Origin of the sequence: Gottfriedia endophytica (assembly GCF_017814275.1) — a bacterium.
Classification (GTDB): Bacteria; Bacillota; Bacilli; order Bacillales; family Bacillaceae_G; genus Gottfriedia; species Gottfriedia endophytica.
In genome coordinates this window covers 86325-107868 of record NZ_JAGIYQ010000003.1, presented here as the reverse complement: position 1 = coordinate 107868, position 21544 = coordinate 86325, and the positions used below count along the sequence as shown (strand labels likewise).

Below are 21544 nucleotides of genomic sequence, written 5' to 3'. Positions count from 1 at the left end.
TTGGGTTTTTTTTATTAGTTGGGGAGTTTAATCTAAAAGATCTCAAATAATCTATCTAGATAATTATGATAAGGAGCTTAAAATTCAATTTTAAGCCCCCTATTTACTAGTCAATTACTTTATAGTAACTGAACGACTCACTACATTACTACTGTTACCAGCAATATCTCTTGCTTGTAATGTTACAGTATTTTTACCTTTACCTACTTTTGATAATTTTACTGTAAATGTACCTTTACTTGATACTTTAACATTCGTTACTACCTTATTATTGATCTTTACAATAATTGTAGAGTTAGCTTCTGCTGTACCAGAGATTTGAATTTGATTTTTATTTTTTACTATGAAACTTGTAATCTTTGGTGCTTTTGGTGCTGTGCGATCTAAAACTTTAACATTCGTACTAGCACTTCTATTTCCAGCTGCATCAGTCGCATTTACTGATAATACTGTTCCTGCTTTTTGACGATTCATGTTAATTGTAAAGAAACCTTTTGAATCTGCTTTTCCAGTTGCAATTGTATTTCCGTTGTTTTTCACAACAATTGTAGCATTTGCTTCTGCTTTACCAGTAATCTTAGTATCATTGTCATCAATTGCATTTACTGACGGCGCATTTGGCGCAGTGCGATCTAATACTGTAATTAATGATGCTTCACTTTGATTTCCTTCAGCATCTGTAGCAATTACTGTTAATACAGTTCCTGCTTTTTGAGGTGTGATTTTAATACTATAGATTCCTTCTGCATTTGCTTTACCTGTTGCAACTACCACATCTTTGTTTTTCACTACAACAGTTGCATTTGCTTCTGTCTTACCTGAAATCGTTGTATCATTGTCATCAACTGGATTAATAACAGGTCCAATTGGTAACCATTTTGCGTAAAGTGTTACATTACCACTAACTGTATCTGTCGCAAAATTCCATGCAGTTTGGCCTTTTGCATCCTTATACCAGCCGATAAATGTGTAACCTTTTCTTCTTGGTGCTGTTGGTTCTCCAACAGTCGTATTATAGACTACTGTTTTCGAATCTACTGCACTACCACCTTGGCTATTAAATGAAACTGTATACGAGTTAATACTCCACTTCGCATAAAGAATCGTGTTTGCAGTAACATTATCTGTTGCAAAATTCCATGCATTTTGTCCAGTTGCATCTTTGTACCAACCAACAAATGTATAACCAGGTCTTGTTGGTGCTGTTGGTTCTCCAACAGTCGTATTAAAGACTACTGTTTTCGAATCTACTGCACTACCACCTTGGCTATTAAATGAAACTGTATACGAGTTAATGCTCCACTTCGCATAAAGAATCGTGTTTGCAGTAACTTGTTCTGTTGCAAAGTTCCATGCATTTTGTCCAGTTGCATCTTTGAACCAACCAACAAATGTATAACCTGGTCTTGTTGGTGCTGTTGGTTCTCCAACAGTCGTATTAAAGACTACTGTTTTCGAATCTACTGCGCTACCACCTTGGCTATTAAATGAAACTGTATACGAGTTAATGCTCCACTTCGCATAAAGAATCGTGTTTCCAGTAACTTGTTCTGTTGCAAAGTTCCATGCATTTTGTCCAGTTGCATCTTTGTACCAACCAACAAATGTATAACCTGGTCTTGTTGGTGCTGTTGGTTCTCCAACAGTCGTATTAGAGACTACTGTTTTCGAATCTACTGCACTACCACCTTGGCTATTAAATGAAACTGTATACGATGAAACTGTATCCGAGTTAATGCTCCACTTCGCATAAAGAATCGTGTTTGCAGTAACTTGTTCTGTTGCAAAGTTCCATGCATTTTCTCCAGTTGCATCTTTGTACCAACCAACAAATGTATAACCAGGTCTTGTTGGTGCTGTCGGTTCTCCAACAGTCGTATTAAAGACTACTGTTTTCGAATCTACTGCACTACCACCTTGGCTATTAAATGAAACTGTATACGAGTTAATACTCCACTTCGCATAAAGAATCGTGTTTGCAGTAACTTGTTCTGTTGCAAAGTTCCATGCATTTTCTCCAGTTGCATCTTTGTACCAGCCAACAAATGTATAACCAGGTCTTGTTGGTACATTCGGTGCAGTGATTGTTGTTTTATATTCTGCTGTCTTACTTTGTACTAATCCACCATCTTGTCGATCAAAAATAACAGTGAATTTAGTAGGTGACCATTTTCCATAAATTGTTTTTGCAGAATAGATGGAATTTGTGAAATCCCAAGGGATTGTGCAATTTTCATCTGCGTACCATGTTAAATCATATCCGTATACGGTTGGTTCTGTGATACGACGTACGACGATTTGGTCTTTTACTTCGAATGGCGCTTTTTCACCTATTAGAATGAAGTGAATGATGTTTCCGTTTACGATTTTTTGGGTCACTGTTACATCCGCATATTCATTTGCGCTAATGCTGATGATAAACTCACCTGTTTTTTTGAATACGCTCTGATCGATTGTCAGTGTGCCATGCGTTGCATCGATTTTGTAGTTTGTTGCGTCAATTGTTGAACCAGCTACTTTGATATTCGTAATCGCATTTGCCCAATCTCTGTCGCTAAATTCGAGTGTGATCTCATTACCTAATGCATTATCAGTTGTATCGGCTGATACGATCGAAGTTGCTAAGGCATATTTTGCATACAGTTTCATTGGTTTTGTCACAACGCTTGTAAAATCATATGGTGTCGTTAACGCTTCGTCACTATACCATCCCATAAACTTGAAGCCAACTTTAGTAGGATCAGTTGGTTTTTCGACACGTGAGTCTACGATTTGCGGATCGATTGCATCGCCTCCGTTTGTTTCAAATGTGACTGTGTAGCCAATGACTTGGTCTGTAACCGTCGCATCCGTGTATCCTTCTGACGAAATATTCACATTTACTTTTTGTCCAGCTGTAAATAATGATTTATCAAGTGTAATCGAACCTTTGTGTGTGACTGAATCATACGTAATTTTATATTCAGTACCTACGTTTAGTTCTTTTGAACCTATGCTTACTTTCTTGATATTATTTCGCCAAGTTCCGTCATCTGTAAAGGCTAATGTAATATCACTTCCAACAATGTTCCCGACGACATCTTTTGTGACTTGAGGTGGTGTTTTCATCCAAACGATGTAGTACGTTTCATTGTTTTTTAAGACCTTACCAACTGCTGTTGAAATTGGTACAGTTTGTCCGCTTGTTCCAGCCGCATCATAATAAAGGCTTGGCATCATTGAAAGGGTGCCATTTTTTACTTTTTGCGCTGCTGAAAGCATATCAATACCATATGCTTTTCCGTTGACTAGTTTATCACTAAAAAATGCTGCATCACCTGATGAATTTAATGTGCCTCCATTTAAATCAATGTGTCGGCGATAACCTAACTTCACATTTGGAATTTGAATGGTTTCTCCTGTTGCTGATGTCACTGTCAGTTGATAGCCGTTAAAACTTGGCGCATGACTAAATGCAAACATTTCACTTGGATGAGCTGTTGCATAGGCTTCGGTCTCCGTTGTAAAGGTTAACGAATCACTACCGTCATCATTAGCAACTAATTGATACGTACTTGGATCTAATGTATACGTAGTCGTTGTTGTTTCAAATGTGCCACTGCCATCTTCTTTCATTTTATTATAAGTTGCGTCAATTTTTGTGATATCGCTCTTTGTCTTTAACCATGGTGCAGTTGTTTTGTAGTCCGGGATCACAATCTTAAGTGGCCCTTCACCAAGTACTAAACCAGGCAATTTATCACCATCTTGTATTGACTGATCAACAGCTGAATAGTTTTGTGTGTAACTCACTTGCCATTTTGCAGCAATTTTTAAATCTGACGTTAAGATATCAGCTACACTCCATAGGGTTGTTAATTCATTCGTCGCTGGATCGACTTTATACCAACCAGCAAATGCATAACCAGGTCTGACAGGTTTCGGATTAGTAAAACCATTTGATGACGTACTATTAGCCATCAAATTTCCGGAGCTACCATATCGAGAATTGCCTGGGTTAAATCCGACTGCAAATGGGTCAATGACATTTCCACCTTTTGAATCAAACGTAATGCCATATCCAATTGGTTGCGACGCAGCGGTGCCATCTCCACCAATCGTTACCGTCGGGTAAATTGTTCCATCTACACCTGTTGAATCAATCTCAAATCGATATAGCTGAGGTAAAAAGTTCGCTCCACCTGGATTGATGGCTGCGTTATACGATGTGCTGTTTTTCGGATCAAGTTTTGCATCCGTTTTAAATAAAGCTGCTTTAAATGTAATTTGTCCAGGTTTCGAAAGATCATAATAGTAGTTACCATTACCATCTTTTAGATTCGTAATATCTAAGCCTGTTTTAAAACCTGATGTTTTTACAACGATTCTATTGATTCCATTTCGCCAATTTGTATCTTGAGCAAATGTGTAATTGAACGTGATATCGTTTCCAATATGAGCTTTTGCTGGATCAGTGACGATTGGAATTGTCGGAGTTGGAATCGGCACTGATGCAATTGTAAAGCTTGTCGTGACTAGTTGATAGCCAGCAGCTGTAATCCGAACCGTGTACGTACCAGTCGTATTAAATAATGAACCATGTAACTTTAGTGTAGCCGGTACAAAAACATTTCCTAGTTGCGGATCAAACTTAGTATATCCTGATGTAATCGAAACAGCTTGATCGGTTGTATTTGGTACAACTGCATTCGTTACGTCAGTGAAATTACCGCCTTGTCCTAATTCAACCTTTGTAATCTTATTTCGCCATACTACATCATCTAACATGACATTGCTCGTTGGGATTAACGAAACAGTTGAGCCATTTTTCAGATCTTGGAAAGTTGGTAATTGCGTTACGGATGTTTTTTGCGTTGGACCTGCAAAGTTTAGCATCGCCATTACTTCATCTAGACCATTACCAGCAGATAAGTTATATGTTTTAACTTTTGAATTATAAGAAGAATCAGTATAGGTTCCTCTATTTGATGTAATAGACAGATTTTCTGGCAAGGTAAGTTGTGGTTCTGGGACTACCTTACCTGCAGCAATCGCACTTTGATTTTTCTGACCAAAGTTTTTAAAGATATAGTAAAAATCACTATAATCAATATTACTGAAAGAGTAATTTCCAAATGCATTTAGTCCTGAGAAAGCCCAGCTAATGTCATTATTTCTATGAGCAGTAGAATTTGTAAAGAATTCCGCTTTTTCCTTAGAAGGTGCTGAAACACCTTTTAGAAAATCGAAATCAGCATATGCTTGGATTTCTGAAACTAAATCCTTCATATCAATCACATTATCGCCATTTACATCTCCACCAAGTAAAAGTGGTGTGTTCATCGATGCGAAATTAAAGTATGAGCCTGATTGATAACCAAATTTGTTATAACCAATGACTGGCGTTGTTTGATAGCCTTTGAAATGACCAGGCATATACGTTTCAATTGAATAAGGTTTGTCACTTACTTTCATTAAAATTGAATAGGTACCTGCCGTTTGATTTCCGATTTGAACGGTGTTTGCGTCGCTTGAGTTATCCGTTACATACTCATTCCCATCCGCATCTTTTGCCGTAACGGTCGCACCTGAATCCTTCGTAATGTTCGTAAAACTTCCGCTTAGACTGTTTGCTCTGAAGCTTTCCGCAAACAGACCGCCCGTCACTTGTGAGTTCGGCTGTTTGACAAGTGGCATATTCGTTGGAAAAGCCGGGACTGCTGTGTCTTTTCCAGCGAATGTGAAGTTCGAATGATCAACAGCGAAACTTTCGTCTATTGGGCCAACATAAGCATTAGCATATTTGAACGTCATATCTGCTTCTAAAATCTTCATGTCTTGCGTCAGCGCACCTGCTTCAGAAATGCCAGAAATGGTCACATCGATTGAATTTCTGCCTGTTTGTCGATCTAAATAAGGTTGACCAACTGTTAGTGTAGGTGTAATGTCTTTGCCACTTAAATACTGTACATATTCGTCAGAAAGCTTAATGTTCGAATACTCAAGCGTAGGATCCGCATTAATTGTAAACGTACCGCCAGTCATTCCATTTCCATTTTTCGTCGCTAGCGACACTTTAAATGGTTTATTCGGTTCAACGACCACGTTCCCTTTGCTTTCTAGTTCCGGGTCTACGCCTCCAGAAGTTGTGACTGTTAGATACGGCGAGCCTTTTTTGATGAAGTAATATTTTTTCTTCGTTGAATACCAGTCGCCTGCTCCAGCATAGTCGGAAGGATAGATGACAAATTTCATTCCACTTGCTTTAATGTCATCAGGCTCTAAGCCGAAATTGAAACGACCATTTCCATCCGTTTTGTAAATTTTCGAAACAAATGGACCATCTTGATAACCAAACACTGTGTTCTGTCCTTGATCGACAGGTGCAGGTTTACCAGTATCATAATCTTTTAACGTTGTTTCGCCATTGTTTTTCATGACATCGATATTCGAGTCATAAACGGTCCCATAAATCTTCTTCACTTCTTGTCCTGGATTGTATCCTGTTGGGTCAATTTCATAAATACCCGGCTGCGAATCGCTATCCATCGTTAAGGTAGGCGCTTTATAGTCTACATAAAGGTTGTCTTCTTTCGTGAATTTTTTTCCATCTTTGTCAGTTGCGATCATCTCAACTGAATAGACACCTTCTTTTAAAACTGCAGGCGTTTTTCCGATGCTAGATTGATCAAGTGATCCGTTATATGGTTTTGTAAATGGTAGATAAAGTCCATTTAAAAGCATTGGTATAGGACCATAAATGATCCCAGGACCAGCCCCACTGATACTGCTGACATTTTGTACGACTCCGATATAGTTTCCATCTTTATCTTTCAATAGAACGTATACACTATCCATTGCACTGTTAACAGAAAAATAAAATCCTGAGCCAGGTTGTCCCCCATTTGGGTTATAGTTTCCAGTATAACGCTCTGTCAGTGTCATCGCTTTGATGTCTACTTTAAAATCGATTCCTTTTTCAGCAACGGTGATTGTAAACGGAAGGCGGTATGATTCGTTCTCATCATTTGTATTCACAACATTTACATATCCCTCATACGTACCGTCTATTGCGTTTGCTGGTACGGTAATCGTCGCTTTTGCTTTCACAGAGCTACTTCCGTCCACGCTTAAAGACGTTACATTTGTATCACCAGTTGAAAAGTCGATTTTGACATTATTTCCAGTACCTTCTCCAACTGGATTTGAGCTCGCAAATTTTGTTGTGAAAAACTTTGAACTTAGCTTAAATGTTTTACTTGTTGAACCTTGGTTTGTAATCGTGAACTCTTTTGACTTTACGACATCATCAGAGCCAGGTTTCGCTCCTTCTCCGCGTCCGTTAAATCCAAACGAGAAGCTACCTGTCGTGTTATCAATTTGTGTATACTGACTTTGCCCATCGATTGTTGTAATACTTGTCGCTTTGTCTAATACTTGGATTTTGATGTCTGAGTGAACTGCTCGAACTGGATCCACGCGTCCTGCACCAACTTGGTACACACTATATGTTTTTGAATCTGTATTCACATCTTTTGCTGTATTCATTAATGCCGTTTTGACATCGGATGGTGTGTAATCCGGATGTGCAGCTAACACAAGCGCTGAAATCCCTGTTACGTGAGGTGCGGCCATTGATGTACCTGACATTGATTCATATGAATACTTGTAATCTTTATTGCTATTTGGTTCCCATGTATCGTATGGAACGGTTGAGAAAATGTCGACACCTGGTGCTATAACGTCTGGTTTGATGCTCCAATCTTTTACTGGTCCTGTTGAACTGAACGATGCCAATTCATCAGCCGATTTGTTGAGTGGAGCATCGAGTGTCATTGGGAACGTAATCTCTGCGTTTTTAGGATCGGCTTTGATTGCGTCAACCAGTGCCTCACCTTGTGCTTGTGTAATGGAAACAGCATAAATATTGTCAGCGCTAATCCCTAAGAAGTTTGGAATATATCCTTGGCTGTCTTCATCCGCTTGGTTATCCCAAATAATCATCCCTTTTGCCCCAGAAGCTTTTGCATAGGCCATTTTTTGAGATAAATAATCGGATCCGCGTTTCACAAGGGCGATTTTTCCGCTCAAATCTAGTCCATTATAATCACTTTGGCTTCCTCGACCAACATCAACGATTGGAATCGACAATCCTTTGAACGCATCATCAGCGTCTGCAAAATTTTTCCCGAATAAACGCGCTTGATAAGGCGTATTACCGAAATTCAATGTTTGCACAGGAATTTGTTCTGGAACGGTACTTGCGCCAACCGTAATAGCAAGCGGTGATGTCCCTGGTGACCCTACTGTCGAAGCACCTGGTCCTGCATTTCCTGCAGAGACTGAACAAACGACACCTTGTAATGTTGCATTGTTGATCGCGATACTAGTCGGGTAAAATGGGTCATTAATCGTCGCACCTAGTGACAGATTAATCACATCCATTTTATCTTTCACTGCTTGGTCAATTCCGCTAAGTACGGAGTAAGAAGATCCATGTCCACCCGGCCCAAGTACTCGGTAGCCGTGAAGTTCAACATCTGGTGCAACACCATCCGCTGAATAAACGTTATTATTATTTGTCGTACTCGCTGCAATCGTACCTGAAACGTGTGTACCGTGCTCCGTAATATAATCCTTGTAATTAGGTGACGGTGCACCTTCTAATGGATTCGGATTTTCTCTTGCTGCTTCCCAATCCGGATAGATTGTTTCCATCGGATCATGATCATCTACTTGGACCACGTTTCCATCTGCATCAACCTTAGAATTAATAAAGTCGTGTCCTTCGTATAAATGACCGTCCGCATCATGTGTTACTTTATATAAATCAGGGTGGTTGTAATCAATCCCTGTATCAAGTACCCCAACTTTTACTCGTTGACCTTGTCTTTGACCTGACACGAATTTTCCTGTGATTCCTTCTGCGTGTAGTTTGTCGACTCCCATTAATGAAAGTCCTGCAGTTGGCTTTCCAGTCGTTGGAGCCTCAGTCGCTGTCGCTGTTTCGCCAGTTGAAGGGGTTTCTTCTTCTACTTCGTATTGGATCACTGACCAAACAGAAGCGACATCCGCCTGGCTTGCAATTGTTTCAACCATACTCGCAGGAACAGATAACGCAACCCCGTTAAATGCATCAGTATACTCTCTTGTTATTTGGATATTATTAGAAACTTGTTGTCCACCAATGATTTGCTTACTCGGTTGTGTCGTGATAAACGCTTTAAATTTTGCATGTGCATCCGCAACTTTTTGTTTTGCTTCTGTGTAATCAGCCGCAAATTTTTGTGTACTCGCGCTTCCTTTTTCAAGTGATTGCTTAATGATTTGAATCTTTGCTGGATCCACTTTAAATTGAACAATCACATTAATGTTTTTCCCGCTTTTTAAATCTTTCTGATCGACGTGGATTTTTTGTGAGTTATCCGCACCGGTCAGTTTATTTATGCTCGCTTTTTGTTCCGGTGTTAATCCATCCAAAATGCGATTCACTTCATCTGCTGTAAATTTCCCATCAGATGGAGTTTGCAAACTAGTATCTGTTGCAGCATGTACGTGTGTTAAACCTAGAGGCAATACTACATTTGAAAGCATTGCACTTAACGTAAGGATCGAAAATAATTTTCTCGTTTTACTTATTTTTTTTCTTTGCTTCATGATTTCCCCCCCCAGACGGAGCATAATGAAAGTAAATTTCATTAACTCAACCCAAATTTCAGATATTCATAAAAATATTATGAATTTTCCTAATATTTTTACATTAAAACCATTTTAATTGAATCTACAAATTTTGTGTATTGGGGGAAAATTGCTCTTTTTCAACGACTCAACTCGACAAAAAAGTAAATTATTTCTTTAATTACCAAAATATCATTAAAGATTTTAGTAGTTTTAGTGCAGAAAATATTTAAATTTAAGGTTTTATGGAAAAATGTTTTGTCGATCTAATTTGGGGTAATTTATTGTTTTTTAAAGAAAAATACCCTAAACTTGAAAAATTCCATATTTTACAATATTAAAAGCAAAAAAGCTATCAATCTCTTAAAACACTAGAAATGATAGCTTTTATTTCACAACATAATTGATTGAGATTGAATTTTTTTTACTTAAAGTTAAAATTTTTTAATTACGAAGACTTAGTTTATGACAGAGTTTAAAAAGAACGAAACTGAGAAAAAACAAAAATGATCTTATGATTATTAAATTTAGAGAGTATTGGGGATAACTTTTTAAATAAACCAATAAGCATTTCGTCGACATGAAATAGATATAAAAAAACGTAAATTATACCTAACAATTTTTTAGAGTCTCGTAATTTAATTCGAAAATTTAAAGAGCTAATTCAAAAAGCAAATGTTCCTTCAATACCGTTTCATAATTTAAGGCATACTCATGCAACAATATTAATGAGAATGGGTGAAAATCCAAAGGTAGTAAGTAAACGATTAGGTCATTCAAGAGTTGGAACTACGCTAGATCTATGCTCTAATACAAACGAAGAAATGCAAAAGAATACCCCGGAACGATTTGATGAAAAGTACTGGACGTAATGGGTTTAAAAGAAAATATAGGAAAAATAGAACTCTTGGAATCCTTGATACTGTAGGGGCGGAAAGTGGTCTCATGAAATTTTTGTGCAGTCTTTGTGCAATGTATAAATATACAATCTAAAAATAGAACTGACAGAAAAATAAGAAAAGGATCAAACCCTTATGTACCAAGGGTTTGATCCTTCTCAAGTGTATGATCCCAACTGGACTTGAACCAGCGACCCCTACCCTGTCAAGGTAGTGCTCTCCCAGCTGAGCTATGGAATCATGATATAAATAATGTACATATACTATACTAATTTCTGTCAATTATGTCAATTTACTTTCATAAGCAAACCGCTCTATTTTTAAAATTACATTATCACATTCCTTTTCCTAGAAACCTAAAGAAGCTGAGAAATAAGCTCAGCCTCCTTCCTATACCCTTAATCCTAGTTCTTGTTCCTGCCTTTAACCTGACCCCTTGTTCCTACCTTTTATCCCTTGTCCTTTGTTCCCTGCCTTCAAGCAGAAGTAATGGTTTCCTCACTTATCTTCATAGCTAGTACTTTTTGCTGCTGCACAAGATATAAAAACACACTAATGATTACAATCACTCCACCAATTAATTGGAACCCTGCTAATACTTCATTTAATAAAAAGAATGCCAATATTGAAGCACCTACTGGCTCCCCTAATATGCTCATTGATATTGTCGTTGCATTTACATAGTTTAGTAAATAGTTATGTATAATATGAGCCAGTGAAGGGATCACTGCTAATGCAACAAATATTCCCCAATCCTGCAATTTATAATGAAAGAAGTTATCAGCTGTAATAACATTATAAATAGTTAGAAAAATCGCTGCAAAAAGGAATACAAAAAAAGTATAAATCCAATGTGTTAAGCCTTTAACATTTTGTTGACCTACTAATAAATAAGCGACTGCTGCGATTACGCTAAAAAATGAAAGAAGATCGCCTTTGAATGCATTTACACTTAGTCCTATGTCTCCCATCCCAATAAAAACAACACCTGAAATCGCAATCAACATACAGATGAGTGAGGATTTATTTGTTTTTTCTTTAAAAAGAAAATAGCCAAAGATCATTGCGACAAGTGGCTGAAGTGCAAGAATGATTGTTGAACTTGCTACAGAAGTAAATACTAAAGATCCATACCATAAAATAAAATGAAAAGCTAAAAAGAACCCAGCAAGTGCAAATATTCGAAAGTTCTTTTTTGGGATAGATTTTACTTCTTCTTTCCTATTTAATACAATTGGAATCATCCAAATACATGCGAACCATAAACGGTACATACTTAAGACTGACGGCGATGCTGTTGTCCATTTTGCAAAAATGGCAGAAGTTGAAATAAATAGGATAGATAAGATCATTAAGATCATCATGCCATTTGCTGTTGTTTTTTTCATGTGCCACCTCTAGAAAAATTTTTAATGTGATTTTCAATCCTTTTTACTTTTTGTTTAATTCAGAAATATAGTAACATCTAAATTATAGCACTATTAGGATAGGATGGGAGATAGTTATGCATCAACATACTGGGGTTAGAGAAGAACATACAATTTATAGTCAGCATTTACAAAACTCATTCACATTTACAATTTATTATCCAACTCATTTTAGTCCACTTTTAAAGCATGAGTTACTGATTGCTCAAGACGGACAAGATTATTTTAATTTAGGAAAAGTTCATCGAGTGGTTGATCAATTAATGAAAGACGGAGTCATTCAACCAACTATTATCGTTGGCTTACCATATGAATCCGTAGAAGAGAGATTTAAACATTATCATCCATCGCAGCCGAAACAAACTGAATATATCCGCTTTTTGGCAGAAGAACTTTTACCATACTTGGATCAAACCTTACCAACACTAAGTCTGGCTCATGGCCGTACATTAATTGGTGATTCATTAGGCGCTACTGTTTCACTACAAGCAGCATTTCAATATCCACATAGTTTTGGAAAAGTTATTTTACAGTCACCATTTGTAAATGATACTGTTCTTCAATTTATTCAAGAAAATGCTTTGCCAATCCCTCTTTCTATTTATCAAACTGTCGGTACGGAAGAAACAAATGTTTTTACACCTAGTAAGCAGTTAGTAAACTTTGTAGAGGGAAGTCATCAATTAAAGGAATTGCTGCAAAAGTTAACAATTGAGTATGTATATGAAGAATTTGAAGGAGATCATACTTGGACCAATTGGGAGAAGCAATTACACGATTTATTAAAATTATGTTTAAAGAAGTAACGCGTTTACATTATTTTCTTACCTTTCTTCTGATATACTAATAGTAGGAATTTTCAAATTTCCTTACAAAAAATGATCTTAGGAGGCTGAATATTATGAAATGTGGCGTTGTGATTTTTCCATCTACTTTAATTCAAGAAAAAGTAAATGCATACCGAAAACGTTTTGATCCTAAGTACACTCTTATTTCTCCTCATATAACCATTAAAAGAAGTTTTGAACTAACTGAGGATAAGTTACCTGAAATCGTTAAAACCTTAAAAGAAATTGCAAGTCAGACAAAACCATTTGAAATTGAGATTAATAAAGTTAGTCATTTTGCTCCAGTCAACAATGTGATTTACTTAAAAGTAACTGCAAGCGATGAATTGAAAAAATTGCATGAACAAATGTACAGTAGTCCACTAACAACTAAGAAGGAATACTCATTTGTTCCACATATTACATTATCTCAAGAACTTTCAAGCGCTGAGTTTTCTGACATTTTCGGGAAACTTAGTATGGAACAATTTTCTCACACTGAAACCATCTCATCTTTTCAGTTAGTTTATGAGTTAGAGAATGGATCATGGGAAGTTTATGAGTCATTTGATTTTGGAGGATCTAAATGAGTTTGAAAACAATTGAAGCAGCATCTGAAAAAGAAATTCAAGATGCATTGTCTATTCGAAAATTAGTATTTGTAGGAGAACAACAAATTTCACAAGAATTAGAATTTGATGGATTAGATGATGAATGTATTCATTTTGTAGGGTACTCGAATTCCGAGCCTATTTCCGCTGGTCGTTTAAGAATTTTAAATAACAAAGGCAAGGTGCAACGAATTTGTGTTTTAAAAGAATTTCGAGGGTTAGATGCCGGAAAACAAATAATGGAAAAAATCCATCAAACTGCTAAGGATCACAATGTATCGCAATTAGTTCTTAATGCACAAGAAACAGCAATACCTTTTTATGAAAAGTTAGGTTATACCATTTCGTCTGATTTTTTCTATGAAGCAGGTATTCGACATGCAGAAATGACATTTAATTTAAACTAAAAAAAAGGTAATTCCTAAAAGTATTGTCTTACTTTTAAAGGGATTACCTTTTTTATTTCACATCAAATCGTCTCATTAATGGTTTTTCCTTTTCCAGTGATTGATTTAATAAGATTTTGTTCTTCAATTGAGGAATCGTATTGATTACTTTTTATTTTTTTATGGTTACGTAGATACACTTCACGTTTTCTTTGCTGAAGAATTGTATAAATTGATGGTTTTATGACTTCTCCAATGTTAAACCTTTGTGAGGCATATTTATTTGCTTGATTAATATGGTCATTCGTAGGAGTACTTTGAACTGGTGGGATAAAACCCATTTTCATCACCCTCTTCTACTATTCTTATAGTTTATATCGGTAAAATTTGTCCAAATTATTCCTTTCTCTTTTCTCTATCTCCTCTTTTTGATAACATAGTAAGGTCTGAATATAGAAACGGAGCGAGGGGAAAGACTATGAAACTTGCACAATATCAACATCAAACAATCTATTTACCTGAATTCCCTCGTCAAAGATATGAGGAATTATATCAAGCGAGTATTCGTGGTGAAATACTATGCTGTGAGTGTCAAAAACCACTTTTTATGACATTAAGTATTCATGATCTACCTCATTTTATCCATTCAACAATCGAACAAACTACTTTATGCAGGCATGTTGTAGAACTCAAGGAACGTAATCGAAAAAAACAATCTGAAGATGAAATGAATAATATCAGAGAAGTAAATGGATTTCGCATGCCTGCAAAGCGAGCAATTTCGGAAACAAATGATGAGGAAGTATTTTTAGAAAGTAAACAATACCATAGCATTCCTCCATTTTCCAAAAAAAGTAGTAGCAAAGAGGCCTTTTCAATCAGCAACTTAACCTTAGATGCAAACCAATGGGAAGCTGTTACCTATATAGGTTCTCCATTACTAGTATTAGCAGGTGCTGGGAGTGGTAAAACACGTGTAATTACCTCAAGAGCCATTCATATGATGAGTACGTATGGAATCAGGCCACATGAAATGATGCTTGTAACGTTTACCTCAAAAGCTGCACAAGAAATGAAAGAACGAATTAAAAGCTTTGGTTACTCAATTGCAGATATGGAAATTGGAACATTTCATAGTATATTCTATAAAATGCTGCTACGTTTTGACCGTCAATTATGGGATTCATCAAGACTGATCAAATTCGATTTTCAAAAGGAAAATATGCTAAAACAGCTTGCAAGACAATTAGATATTGAAGAAAAATCATTTGCATTTGACCAAGCTATTCAACAGATTGGCCTTTGGAAAAATTCATTTATTTATCCAAGTGATATTAAACCTAGTGATACATGGGAAGAGCAAGTTGCTGCACTGTATGAAGGATATGAAAATAGTAAAAAACAACAGAATCTATTTGATTTTGATGATATGTTAATAGGATGTTACGAAATGCTACTAGAGCACCCTATTCTATTAAAACAGTATCAAAGTAGATATAAATGTTTACTTGTTGATGAATTTCAAGATATTAATAAAATTCAATTTTTAATCATTAAACTCCTCTTTCAGGATACGTCAAATATTACCGTTGTTGGTGATGATGATCAATCGATCTATGCGTTCAGAGGGAGTAATCCAGATTATCTATTGCAATTTCAAAGTCATTTTTCAAATGCAAAAATCCTTCACTTAAGTGAGAATTACCGTTCAACACATAGCATTGTCTCTCTTGCAAATGAGACGATTAAAGGTAATAATAACCGTTTCGCGAAATCAATGAATGCACAACATCATTCAGGTCAAGTGCCTATATTCTTTTTTCCTTATGATGAAGAAGAAGAGGCTACAATGATTGTAAGTGATATAAAAGAAAAAATTAAAAATGGTGCAAAACCTGAACAATTTGCGGTCTTGTACAGAACAAATACTGCATCACGAGCAATATTTGAACGTTTAATTCAAACAAGCTTGCCTTTTACCATTGATCAAGACGGCGAATCATTTTATGACAGACCGATTATTCGTAAAATGATCTCTTTATTGATGTTAACCCAAGATGAAGATCATCAAGGAGCAATTAAAGAACTTCTACCTGTTTTGTTTTTAAAACAACAAGCCTTGCAAGAAGCAAAGATGAATAGTGTGCTTCAAAACCTTACTTTTTTAGAAGCTTTAACAACAATAAATAGTGCTGCTCCTTTTCAAATTAAAAAAATTGAAAAACTAATTAAACTCATTCGAACAATTAAAGAGTTACCTCCTCTTGAAGCGATCGAACGACTTGAAGAAAGTCCTGCATTTATGGATTACTTGAAAAAGAGAGGAAACGAAGCGAATAAAATCGAACGGCCAAGTGATGATATTCGTGATTTAAAGGTAGTGAGTAAAAATTTCAAGTCTCAAAGAGAATTCGTTGAACATGCATTTCATATTTCTGCTAAATTCAAAGAATATAGATCTCAAAAAAACAAACAGTCTACATCAAGTATTTCTTTATTAACAGCACATCGTTCAAAAGGACTTGAATATGATTATGTTTATCTATTAGGTACAGTTGATGGTGGTTTCCCACATGACTATGCATTAGAAGCATTAAAAAATGGCGATTCTACTCAAATTGAAGAAGAACGTAGACTTCTTTACGTAGCGATTACACGAGCAAGAAATTCTCTTTATCTCTCAATACTTCAGAGAAGGAGAAATAAAAAGGCAAATCCATCTAGATTGATAAAAAGATTAATTCCAAGATGATGAAGCTAGTCTATCAAAAGACAAAACAAGTGCCAGTCACTTTTGTGTTGTAACAAAAGTAGCTGGCACTTGTTTATTTCCGACGAGTTCTTCTAGCTCTACTACCACAACCACAACCCTGTTTTCTTTCATAGCCTTCCGTTTGCGCTTGTTGCTCTATCTGTTGCATATGTTGGATTTGCTGCATCTGTTGGTAATGGAGTTGTTGTTGATATTGCATTAATTCTGCTTGGTTCATTGGAACATTTGAATAAGGATTTTGATGTTGATTATTCACTAGTCTGTTCCTCCTTATCTATTCATTCCATTTTATTATATGAATTTTTCAAACGTTCGTTTGGGGTATTCAACTATCTATCAATTTACTAACAATTGTTTCAATGACTCCTGCCCCGCCCGCAATCGCTAATAACAGTACGAGAAATTCTCCTATGGTTGGGAAATACACTACACTTCCTATTAAAAAAACAGTACACCATATCCCACTACACCAAGTACAGCTTAATAATTCTCCAATAAATTTCCTTAAACCCTTCCCTTTAATTTTCAAATACGTTACTGGTACACCTTTTTCTTCTATTATTATTTCTTCTATAAAGGGTCTCCGGATAAACGCGGTAATTTTATCATGTACTACTAATCTAGTTAATCGAAAACTTGCCAATATTAAAAGTACGAGTGAATACCATGTTAAATGAATCACAATTTGATCTCACCACTTCCTATATCTGCTTAGCCCATGCTTAGCCCATGCTTAGCCCATTTCTTATAAATCCCTAAAACATCAGTAACCGTTTATTACGTCCTTCAATATGATAGTAGTGTAATATCACATATTGAAAGATAAGGAGTGAAAAAGATGAATGGCAGAGAAAGAGAAAGAGAAAGAGAAAACAGAGAAGTTAGAGAAAGAGAAAACATTCGAGTGAGACAAAATCGTGAACGCTGTGTTGAAGATGTCATAAAATTTATAGAAGAACTACAAGAATGTGCTACTCACGTTTGCCCAACTGGTTGCGATGTTCCATTCTTAGGTGCAAACCCTAACGTTCCTCTTGCAAATACTCGACCTTTCCTACTATTTTTAAAGAACGGCGAATTATTCAGAGTACCAGCATTCTTCAATCCTCAAACCATGGGGCAAGGTGCAGGTGCTGGTGCTGGTGGAGGCCAAAACGCAAATATGAATACTGAACAATGTGTTGATTCAGTTGTTTTCAGAGTAGAAAGCGTCGATGACAATTGTGCAGTTTTAAGAGCATTAGTAAATAATAATCAAGCTGGCGGTAAAGATGGCAATAAAAATCAAACTGTTACTTTCTGTGAAATGGTAAATGGAACGAACAATCAAAACAATCAAAATATGTTCTTCGCATCTAATACTTGCGTTACAGTAGATCTAAACTTCTTCGCTGCAATCCAATGTTTACGTGATACTCACGTAAGAAATCTTTAATTGTAAACTAAAAAACTATAGGTGGTAGATTTTATCTACCGCCTTTTTCATGTATCAAATTCCTGCCATTTGTATTGACTCAATTTCAACAATAGGAATTTTCATTTCTGTTAAGTTTGAAGAAACTTTAACCAGTACTTCATTATTTTCATATCCAGTGATATACCCAATCAATAAATCATGAATCGTTTGGATACGACATTCTACCTTTGGGATATAGTGGGGTTTATTGATCATAAAGTAAACTTTTTCTTCAATACTCATCTCTCTAAATGGCTTTTTTTTCCACGATTTCTTTTCTTTTACCTCAATTGGTTTCTCCTCTTCAATCGGCTCCGTTTTTAATTCCACGTCAGAAAAGTCATCTTTATTATTCATTTGTTTACCTTTGAGCACAAATGATTGTTGTACTTTTAATTTTGCTTGTGGAAGTTCTGGCTGTGCAACGTATAATAGTGGTTTTAATTCTTCCTTTGTCTCTCTTTTAACCAAAGTGTTCCCCTCCTATATACATATACTTCACTACAATCATTATATGAAGAAGATAAACAGGTTATGAATAGAAAATCTTATTTACCCTACATCTTTAATATTAGGTTGTATTTTTTAGACAAGAAGTTATTTCAATAACGCCTTTTTTACACTATGCACTTCTAAAAAAATTAGTTATCAACTAGGCTATTTTATTATTTTCAATGATTAGAGTTAAATTGGACAAATATCTCAGTACACATCCCTTGCAGGGCTCATATATATACTATGTAATCACACAGAAAATTCAAGGAGAGATAAAAAGTGAATAAAGACTTATTACGTTCTTTTATTGGTAAAACAGTAAAAATCGATCGTGGCGGTCATGAATCTAGCACAGGTTTCATTTTAGGCGCTAACAAATCGCATTTTGCAGTTTATAATGAACATGATGGAATATTATATTATCAATATTTTCATATTAAGAGTTTAACAGAATACCCTAGAAAAGATTCTGACTTAAGTTTAGAAGAACTAGAGCAATATGAATATAAAGATGCTGATGATTTTACAGAATTACTACATTCCGCTAAACACCAATGGGTAAAAATTAATCGTGGTGGACATGAAAAATTAGAAGGAATTCTTGAAGATGCAAATCATGACTACGTAACAATCATTACTCATGACGAAGTAATACACCTTGCTACATTCCATATTCGAAGCATTAGTTTTGGAGAAAAATATGAATCTGTTAGCGAAGAATCTAATTCTAGTTCTACAAGAGCAGTTAGAAGAAAAAGAAAATAAGTTTAATTGAAAAGGTCGTTTTATTTTATCAATAAAACGACCTTTGCTCTAAATTATAACTATATATAGGAAAAATCAATCCTTCATTCCGTACAAACAATAACTAACTTCCAAGATAAACTTATGAGTTTACGCTAAAATTTAATAAAACGGCAAAAAAGTTTTTAGTCTAAATTCATAGAAAGATGGGGTTATCATTAAAGAGGTGAAATAAATTTGAGTTCTTTGAAATCCCTAATAAGTAAATATATAGCAGTTGAAATTTCAGGGAATAAAGCTTTAAACGGTCAATTAATTGATGTAGGAAATGACTTAATTGTACTTCACAATGGACAAGATTATTATTATATACCCACTCTTCACATTCAGTATTGTTATGAAGCACCTATTCCGAATGACCTAATAAATGATTCATCAACACCTGTTTTTCAACCAGAACACGAAGATTTATCTTTACGCAAAATTTTAACAAATGCAAAAGGTATATTTGTCGAAATTAAAGTAACAAATAACCAAACTTTCCACGGCTATGTTACGAGTATACTAAATAATTATTTTTCATTTTATACACCAGTCAATAAAACGATGTACATTTCTTTACAACATCTAAAATGGTTAATTCCTTATGTAAATAACCAAACGCCTTATTCTTTAAGCAATAAATTCCTTCCAGTTAACCCAAATAGTATTCCTTTAGCTAGAACACTAGAAGTACAATTAGAAAAATTAAATGATGAGCTGATCATAATCAATAATGGCGAACGAAATGAGCAAATCGGTAAAGTAAAATCAATCGATTCAAATTTTATCGAATTAATCTCTGCCAAAGGATTGGTTACTTCAGTAGGATTACGTCATGTCAAAACCATTCATCTTCCTTAAATAAATACAAAAGAAAAGTCTGTTTTCGTATACATTGTTGCTATTATAGAATTCGTTAGTTGATAACAATTCCAGGCTGCTCCCTTTCCGTGGGGCGTGAGCTGAGCCTCCTCGGCAAGCCTGCGGGGTCTCCCCCTTCCCGCTATTCCCACAGGAGTCTCGCACCTTCCATTGTAATCAACTTCTGTCTTTAAAATTTATAATCTCAAAATCAACAATCTTATAAAATAGAGCTAAAGAAAAAGAGACTTCTCAATCAAGTGAGAAATCTCTTTTCTTTATGTTGTTTTCTAAAGATTATTTATTATAAAAGTTTTTATTAAGTAAAGTTGATAAAAGTTGTTTGGAACGGAAATCAACTTCTATCATTAATAAATATCAACAAAGGTTTCGAAAACAGCTTTTCTTTATTATCCTAGAATATGGTATCCTGAATCAACGTGAATATTTTCGCCAGTAATTCCTCTAGAAAGATCAGTAAATAAGAATAATGCAGCATCTCCTACTTCTTCTTGAGTTACATTTTTACGTAGTGGTGCTTTCTCTTCAATTTCGTTTAGGATTGAGTTGAAACCACCTACACCTTTAGCCGAAAGTGTACGAATTGGACCAGCTGAAATTGAATTTACTCGAATACCGTGCTTTCCTAAGTCATTTGCAAGATATCTTACAGATGCATCAAGAGATGCTTTCGCAACGCCCATTACATTGTAATTTCTTACAACTCTTTCTCCACCTAAATATGTTAACGTAACGATACTTCCACCTTCAACCATCACTTCTTTTGCTGCACGTGCAACAGCAGTTAATGAAAAAGCACTAATATTTTGTGAAAGTAAAAAGCCCTCTCTACTTGTATCGACAAATTCACCTGATAAATCTTCCTTATTTGCAAATGCAATACAATGAGCAATACCGTGAATTACGCCTACTTTTTCTTTAATGGTTGAGAAACATTTATAAATATCTTCATCACTTGTCACATCACATGGTAAAACTAGAATATCTTCACTTCCTAGTGTATTAGCTAAATCACGTACATTTTTTTCTAGACGTTCAGTTGCGTAAGTGAAAATTAACTTTGCACCAGCTTTATGAAGTGAGGTTGCAATCCCCCATGCAATACTGCGATGGTTTGCAACGCCCATTACTACAACAGTTTTCCCTGATAATGAAATCATTTTTCATCCTCCTATTTTATAACTTAATATTAGTACCAGATACTAATTATACTATCACATCAAAACTAAATTTAAAACATTATTTTCTTATTAAGTTTCGACATTCTATTTCCTAAATTAACAAAAATAAATTATAATGGGGATTGTCGTACATGAGAATAGACTATAACTTACCATACTAAAAA

15 protein-coding genes and 1 tRNA gene are annotated in these 21544 nt (G+C 35.4%); 8 read left to right on the top strand and 8 right to left on the bottom strand.

The window, feature by feature from the left end; genetic code table 11:
* Positions 1-114: 114 nt before the first annotated feature.
* On the bottom strand, positions 115-9636 hold the full coding sequence (locus tag J5Y03_RS05415; protein ID WP_209403348.1) for an InlB B-repeat-containing protein: 9522 nt from the start codon (positions 9634-9636) through the stop codon (positions 115-117).
* A 626-nt stretch (positions 9637-10262) separates the two neighbouring features.
* Between J5Y03_RS05415 and J5Y03_RS05410 the strand changes: the two genes are divergently transcribed.
* Complete coding sequence (locus J5Y03_RS05410; protein ID WP_209403855.1) at positions 10263-10529, top strand: tyrosine-type recombinase/integrase; 267 nt, start codon at positions 10263-10265, stop codon at positions 10527-10529.
* A 194-nt stretch (positions 10530-10723) separates the two neighbouring features.
* Here J5Y03_RS05410 and J5Y03_RS05405 read toward each other — a convergent pair.
* A tRNA-Val gene (locus J5Y03_RS05405) sits at positions 10724-10796 on the bottom strand.
* 236 nt (positions 10797-11032) lie between these two features.
* Entirely contained in the window at positions 11033-11944 is a 912-nt protein-coding gene (locus J5Y03_RS05400; protein WP_209403347.1) for a DMT family transporter, read from the bottom strand.
* A 116-nt stretch (positions 11945-12060) separates the two neighbouring features.
* Between J5Y03_RS05400 and J5Y03_RS05395 the strand changes: the two genes are divergently transcribed.
* The 3 genes from J5Y03_RS05395 (at position 12061) to J5Y03_RS05385 (ending at position 13828) form a co-directional block, all read left to right on the top strand.
* On the top strand, positions 12061-12789 hold the full coding sequence (locus J5Y03_RS05395; protein WP_209403345.1) for an alpha/beta hydrolase: 729 nt from the start codon (positions 12061-12063) through the stop codon (positions 12787-12789).
* A gap of 95 nt (positions 12790-12884) precedes the next feature.
* Positions 12885-13400 (top strand): 2'-5' RNA ligase family protein, encoded by a 516-nt coding sequence (locus J5Y03_RS05390; protein ID WP_209403343.1) that lies wholly within the window; start codon positions 12885-12887, stop codon positions 13398-13400.
* The gene (locus J5Y03_RS05385) at positions 13397-13828 is read left to right on the top strand and encodes a GNAT family N-acetyltransferase (RefSeq protein ID WP_209403341.1); all 432 of its coding nucleotides are present in this window, start codon (positions 13397-13399) and stop codon (positions 13826-13828) included. The genes J5Y03_RS05390 and J5Y03_RS05385 overlap by 4 nt, the downstream gene beginning before the upstream one ends.
* Before the next feature lie 62 nt (positions 13829-13890).
* Here J5Y03_RS05385 and J5Y03_RS05380 read toward each other — a convergent pair whose 3' ends face one another.
* Entirely contained in the window at positions 13891-14148 is a 258-nt protein-coding gene (locus J5Y03_RS05380) for a hypothetical protein (protein ID WP_209403339.1), read from the bottom strand.
* Positions 14149-14285: 137 nt separating this feature from the next.
* Between J5Y03_RS05380 and J5Y03_RS05375 the strand changes: the two genes are divergently transcribed.
* The gene (locus J5Y03_RS05375; RefSeq protein WP_209403337.1) at positions 14286-16559 is read left to right on the top strand and encodes an ATP-dependent helicase; all 2274 of its coding nucleotides are present in this window, start codon (positions 14286-14288) and stop codon (positions 16557-16559) included.
* 73 nt (positions 16560-16632) lie between these two features.
* Here J5Y03_RS05375 and J5Y03_RS05370 read toward each other — a convergent pair whose 3' ends face one another.
* Positions 16633-16836 carry a hypothetical protein gene (locus tag J5Y03_RS05370; protein ID WP_209403335.1) on the bottom strand — a complete coding sequence of 68 codons (204 nt, stop codon included), beginning with the start codon at positions 16834-16836 and terminating at the stop codon, positions 16633-16635.
* Between the two features lie 69 nt (positions 16837-16905).
* A complete protein-coding gene (locus J5Y03_RS05365; protein ID WP_407648404.1) occupies positions 16906-17262 on the bottom strand; it encodes a DUF1360 domain-containing protein in 357 nt (118 codons plus the stop codon).
* A gap of 156 nt (positions 17263-17418) precedes the next feature.
* On the opposite strand from J5Y03_RS05365, the gene J5Y03_RS05360 reads away from it, so the two are divergent.
* Complete coding sequence (locus J5Y03_RS05360; protein ID WP_209403333.1) at positions 17419-18015, top strand: CotY/CotZ family spore coat protein; 597 nt, start codon at positions 17419-17421, stop codon at positions 18013-18015.
* A gap of 54 nt (positions 18016-18069) precedes the next feature.
* On the opposite strand, the gene J5Y03_RS05355 is transcribed toward J5Y03_RS05360, so the two are convergent.
* Entirely contained in the window at positions 18070-18507 is a 438-nt protein-coding gene (locus J5Y03_RS05355) for a CotO family spore coat protein (protein ID WP_209403331.1), read from the bottom strand.
* Between the two features lie 303 nt (positions 18508-18810).
* Here J5Y03_RS05355 and J5Y03_RS05350 point away from each other — a divergent pair, with 303 nt between their 5' ends.
* Both J5Y03_RS05350 and J5Y03_RS05345 read left to right on the top strand, forming a co-directional pair.
* A complete protein-coding gene (locus J5Y03_RS05350) occupies positions 18811-19296 on the top strand; it encodes a hypothetical protein (protein ID WP_209403329.1) in 486 nt (161 codons plus the stop codon).
* A gap of 216 nt (positions 19297-19512) precedes the next feature.
* A complete protein-coding gene (locus J5Y03_RS05345; RefSeq protein WP_209403326.1) occupies positions 19513-20178 on the top strand; it encodes a DUF2642 domain-containing protein in 666 nt (221 codons plus the stop codon).
* 410 nt (positions 20179-20588) lie between these two features.
* Here J5Y03_RS05345 and fabI read toward each other — a convergent pair whose 3' ends face one another.
* Positions 20589-21359, bottom strand: a complete 771-nt coding sequence (gene fabI / locus J5Y03_RS05340; RefSeq protein WP_209403324.1) for an enoyl-ACP reductase FabI — start codon at positions 21357-21359, stop codon at positions 20589-20591.
* Positions 21360-21544: the final 185 nt, after the last annotated feature.

Bases quoted from the DNA above. Each gene is read 5' to 3' on its own strand.
- J5Y03_RS05415 (WP_209403348.1), bottom strand. From the start codon at position 9,636: ATGAAGCAAAGAAAAAAAATAAGTAAAACGAGAAAATTATTTTCGATC.
- J5Y03_RS05400 (WP_209403347.1), bottom strand. From the start codon at position 11,944: ATGAAAAAAACAACAGCAAATGGCATGATGATCTTAATGATCTTATCT.
- J5Y03_RS05395 (WP_209403345.1), top strand. From the start codon at position 12,061: ATGCATCAACATACTGGGGTTAGAGAAGAACATACAATTTATAGTCAG.
- J5Y03_RS05390 (WP_209403343.1), top strand. From the start codon at position 12,885: ATGAAATGTGGCGTTGTGATTTTTCCATCTACTTTAATTCAAGAAAAA.
- J5Y03_RS05385 (WP_209403341.1), top strand. From the start codon at position 13,397: ATGAGTTTGAAAACAATTGAAGCAGCATCTGAAAAAGAAATTCAAGAT.
- J5Y03_RS05380 (WP_209403339.1), bottom strand. From the start codon at position 14,148: ATGGGTTTTATCCCACCAGTTCAAAGTACTCCTACGAATGACCATATT.
- J5Y03_RS05375 (WP_209403337.1), top strand. From the start codon at position 14,286: ATGAAACTTGCACAATATCAACATCAAACAATCTATTTACCTGAATTC.
- J5Y03_RS05360 (WP_209403333.1), top strand. From the start codon at position 17,419: ATGAATGGCAGAGAAAGAGAAAGAGAAAGAGAAAACAGAGAAGTTAGA.
- fabI (WP_209403324.1), bottom strand. From the start codon at position 21,359: ATGATTTCATTATCAGGGAAAACTGTTGTAGTAATGGGCGTTGCAAAC.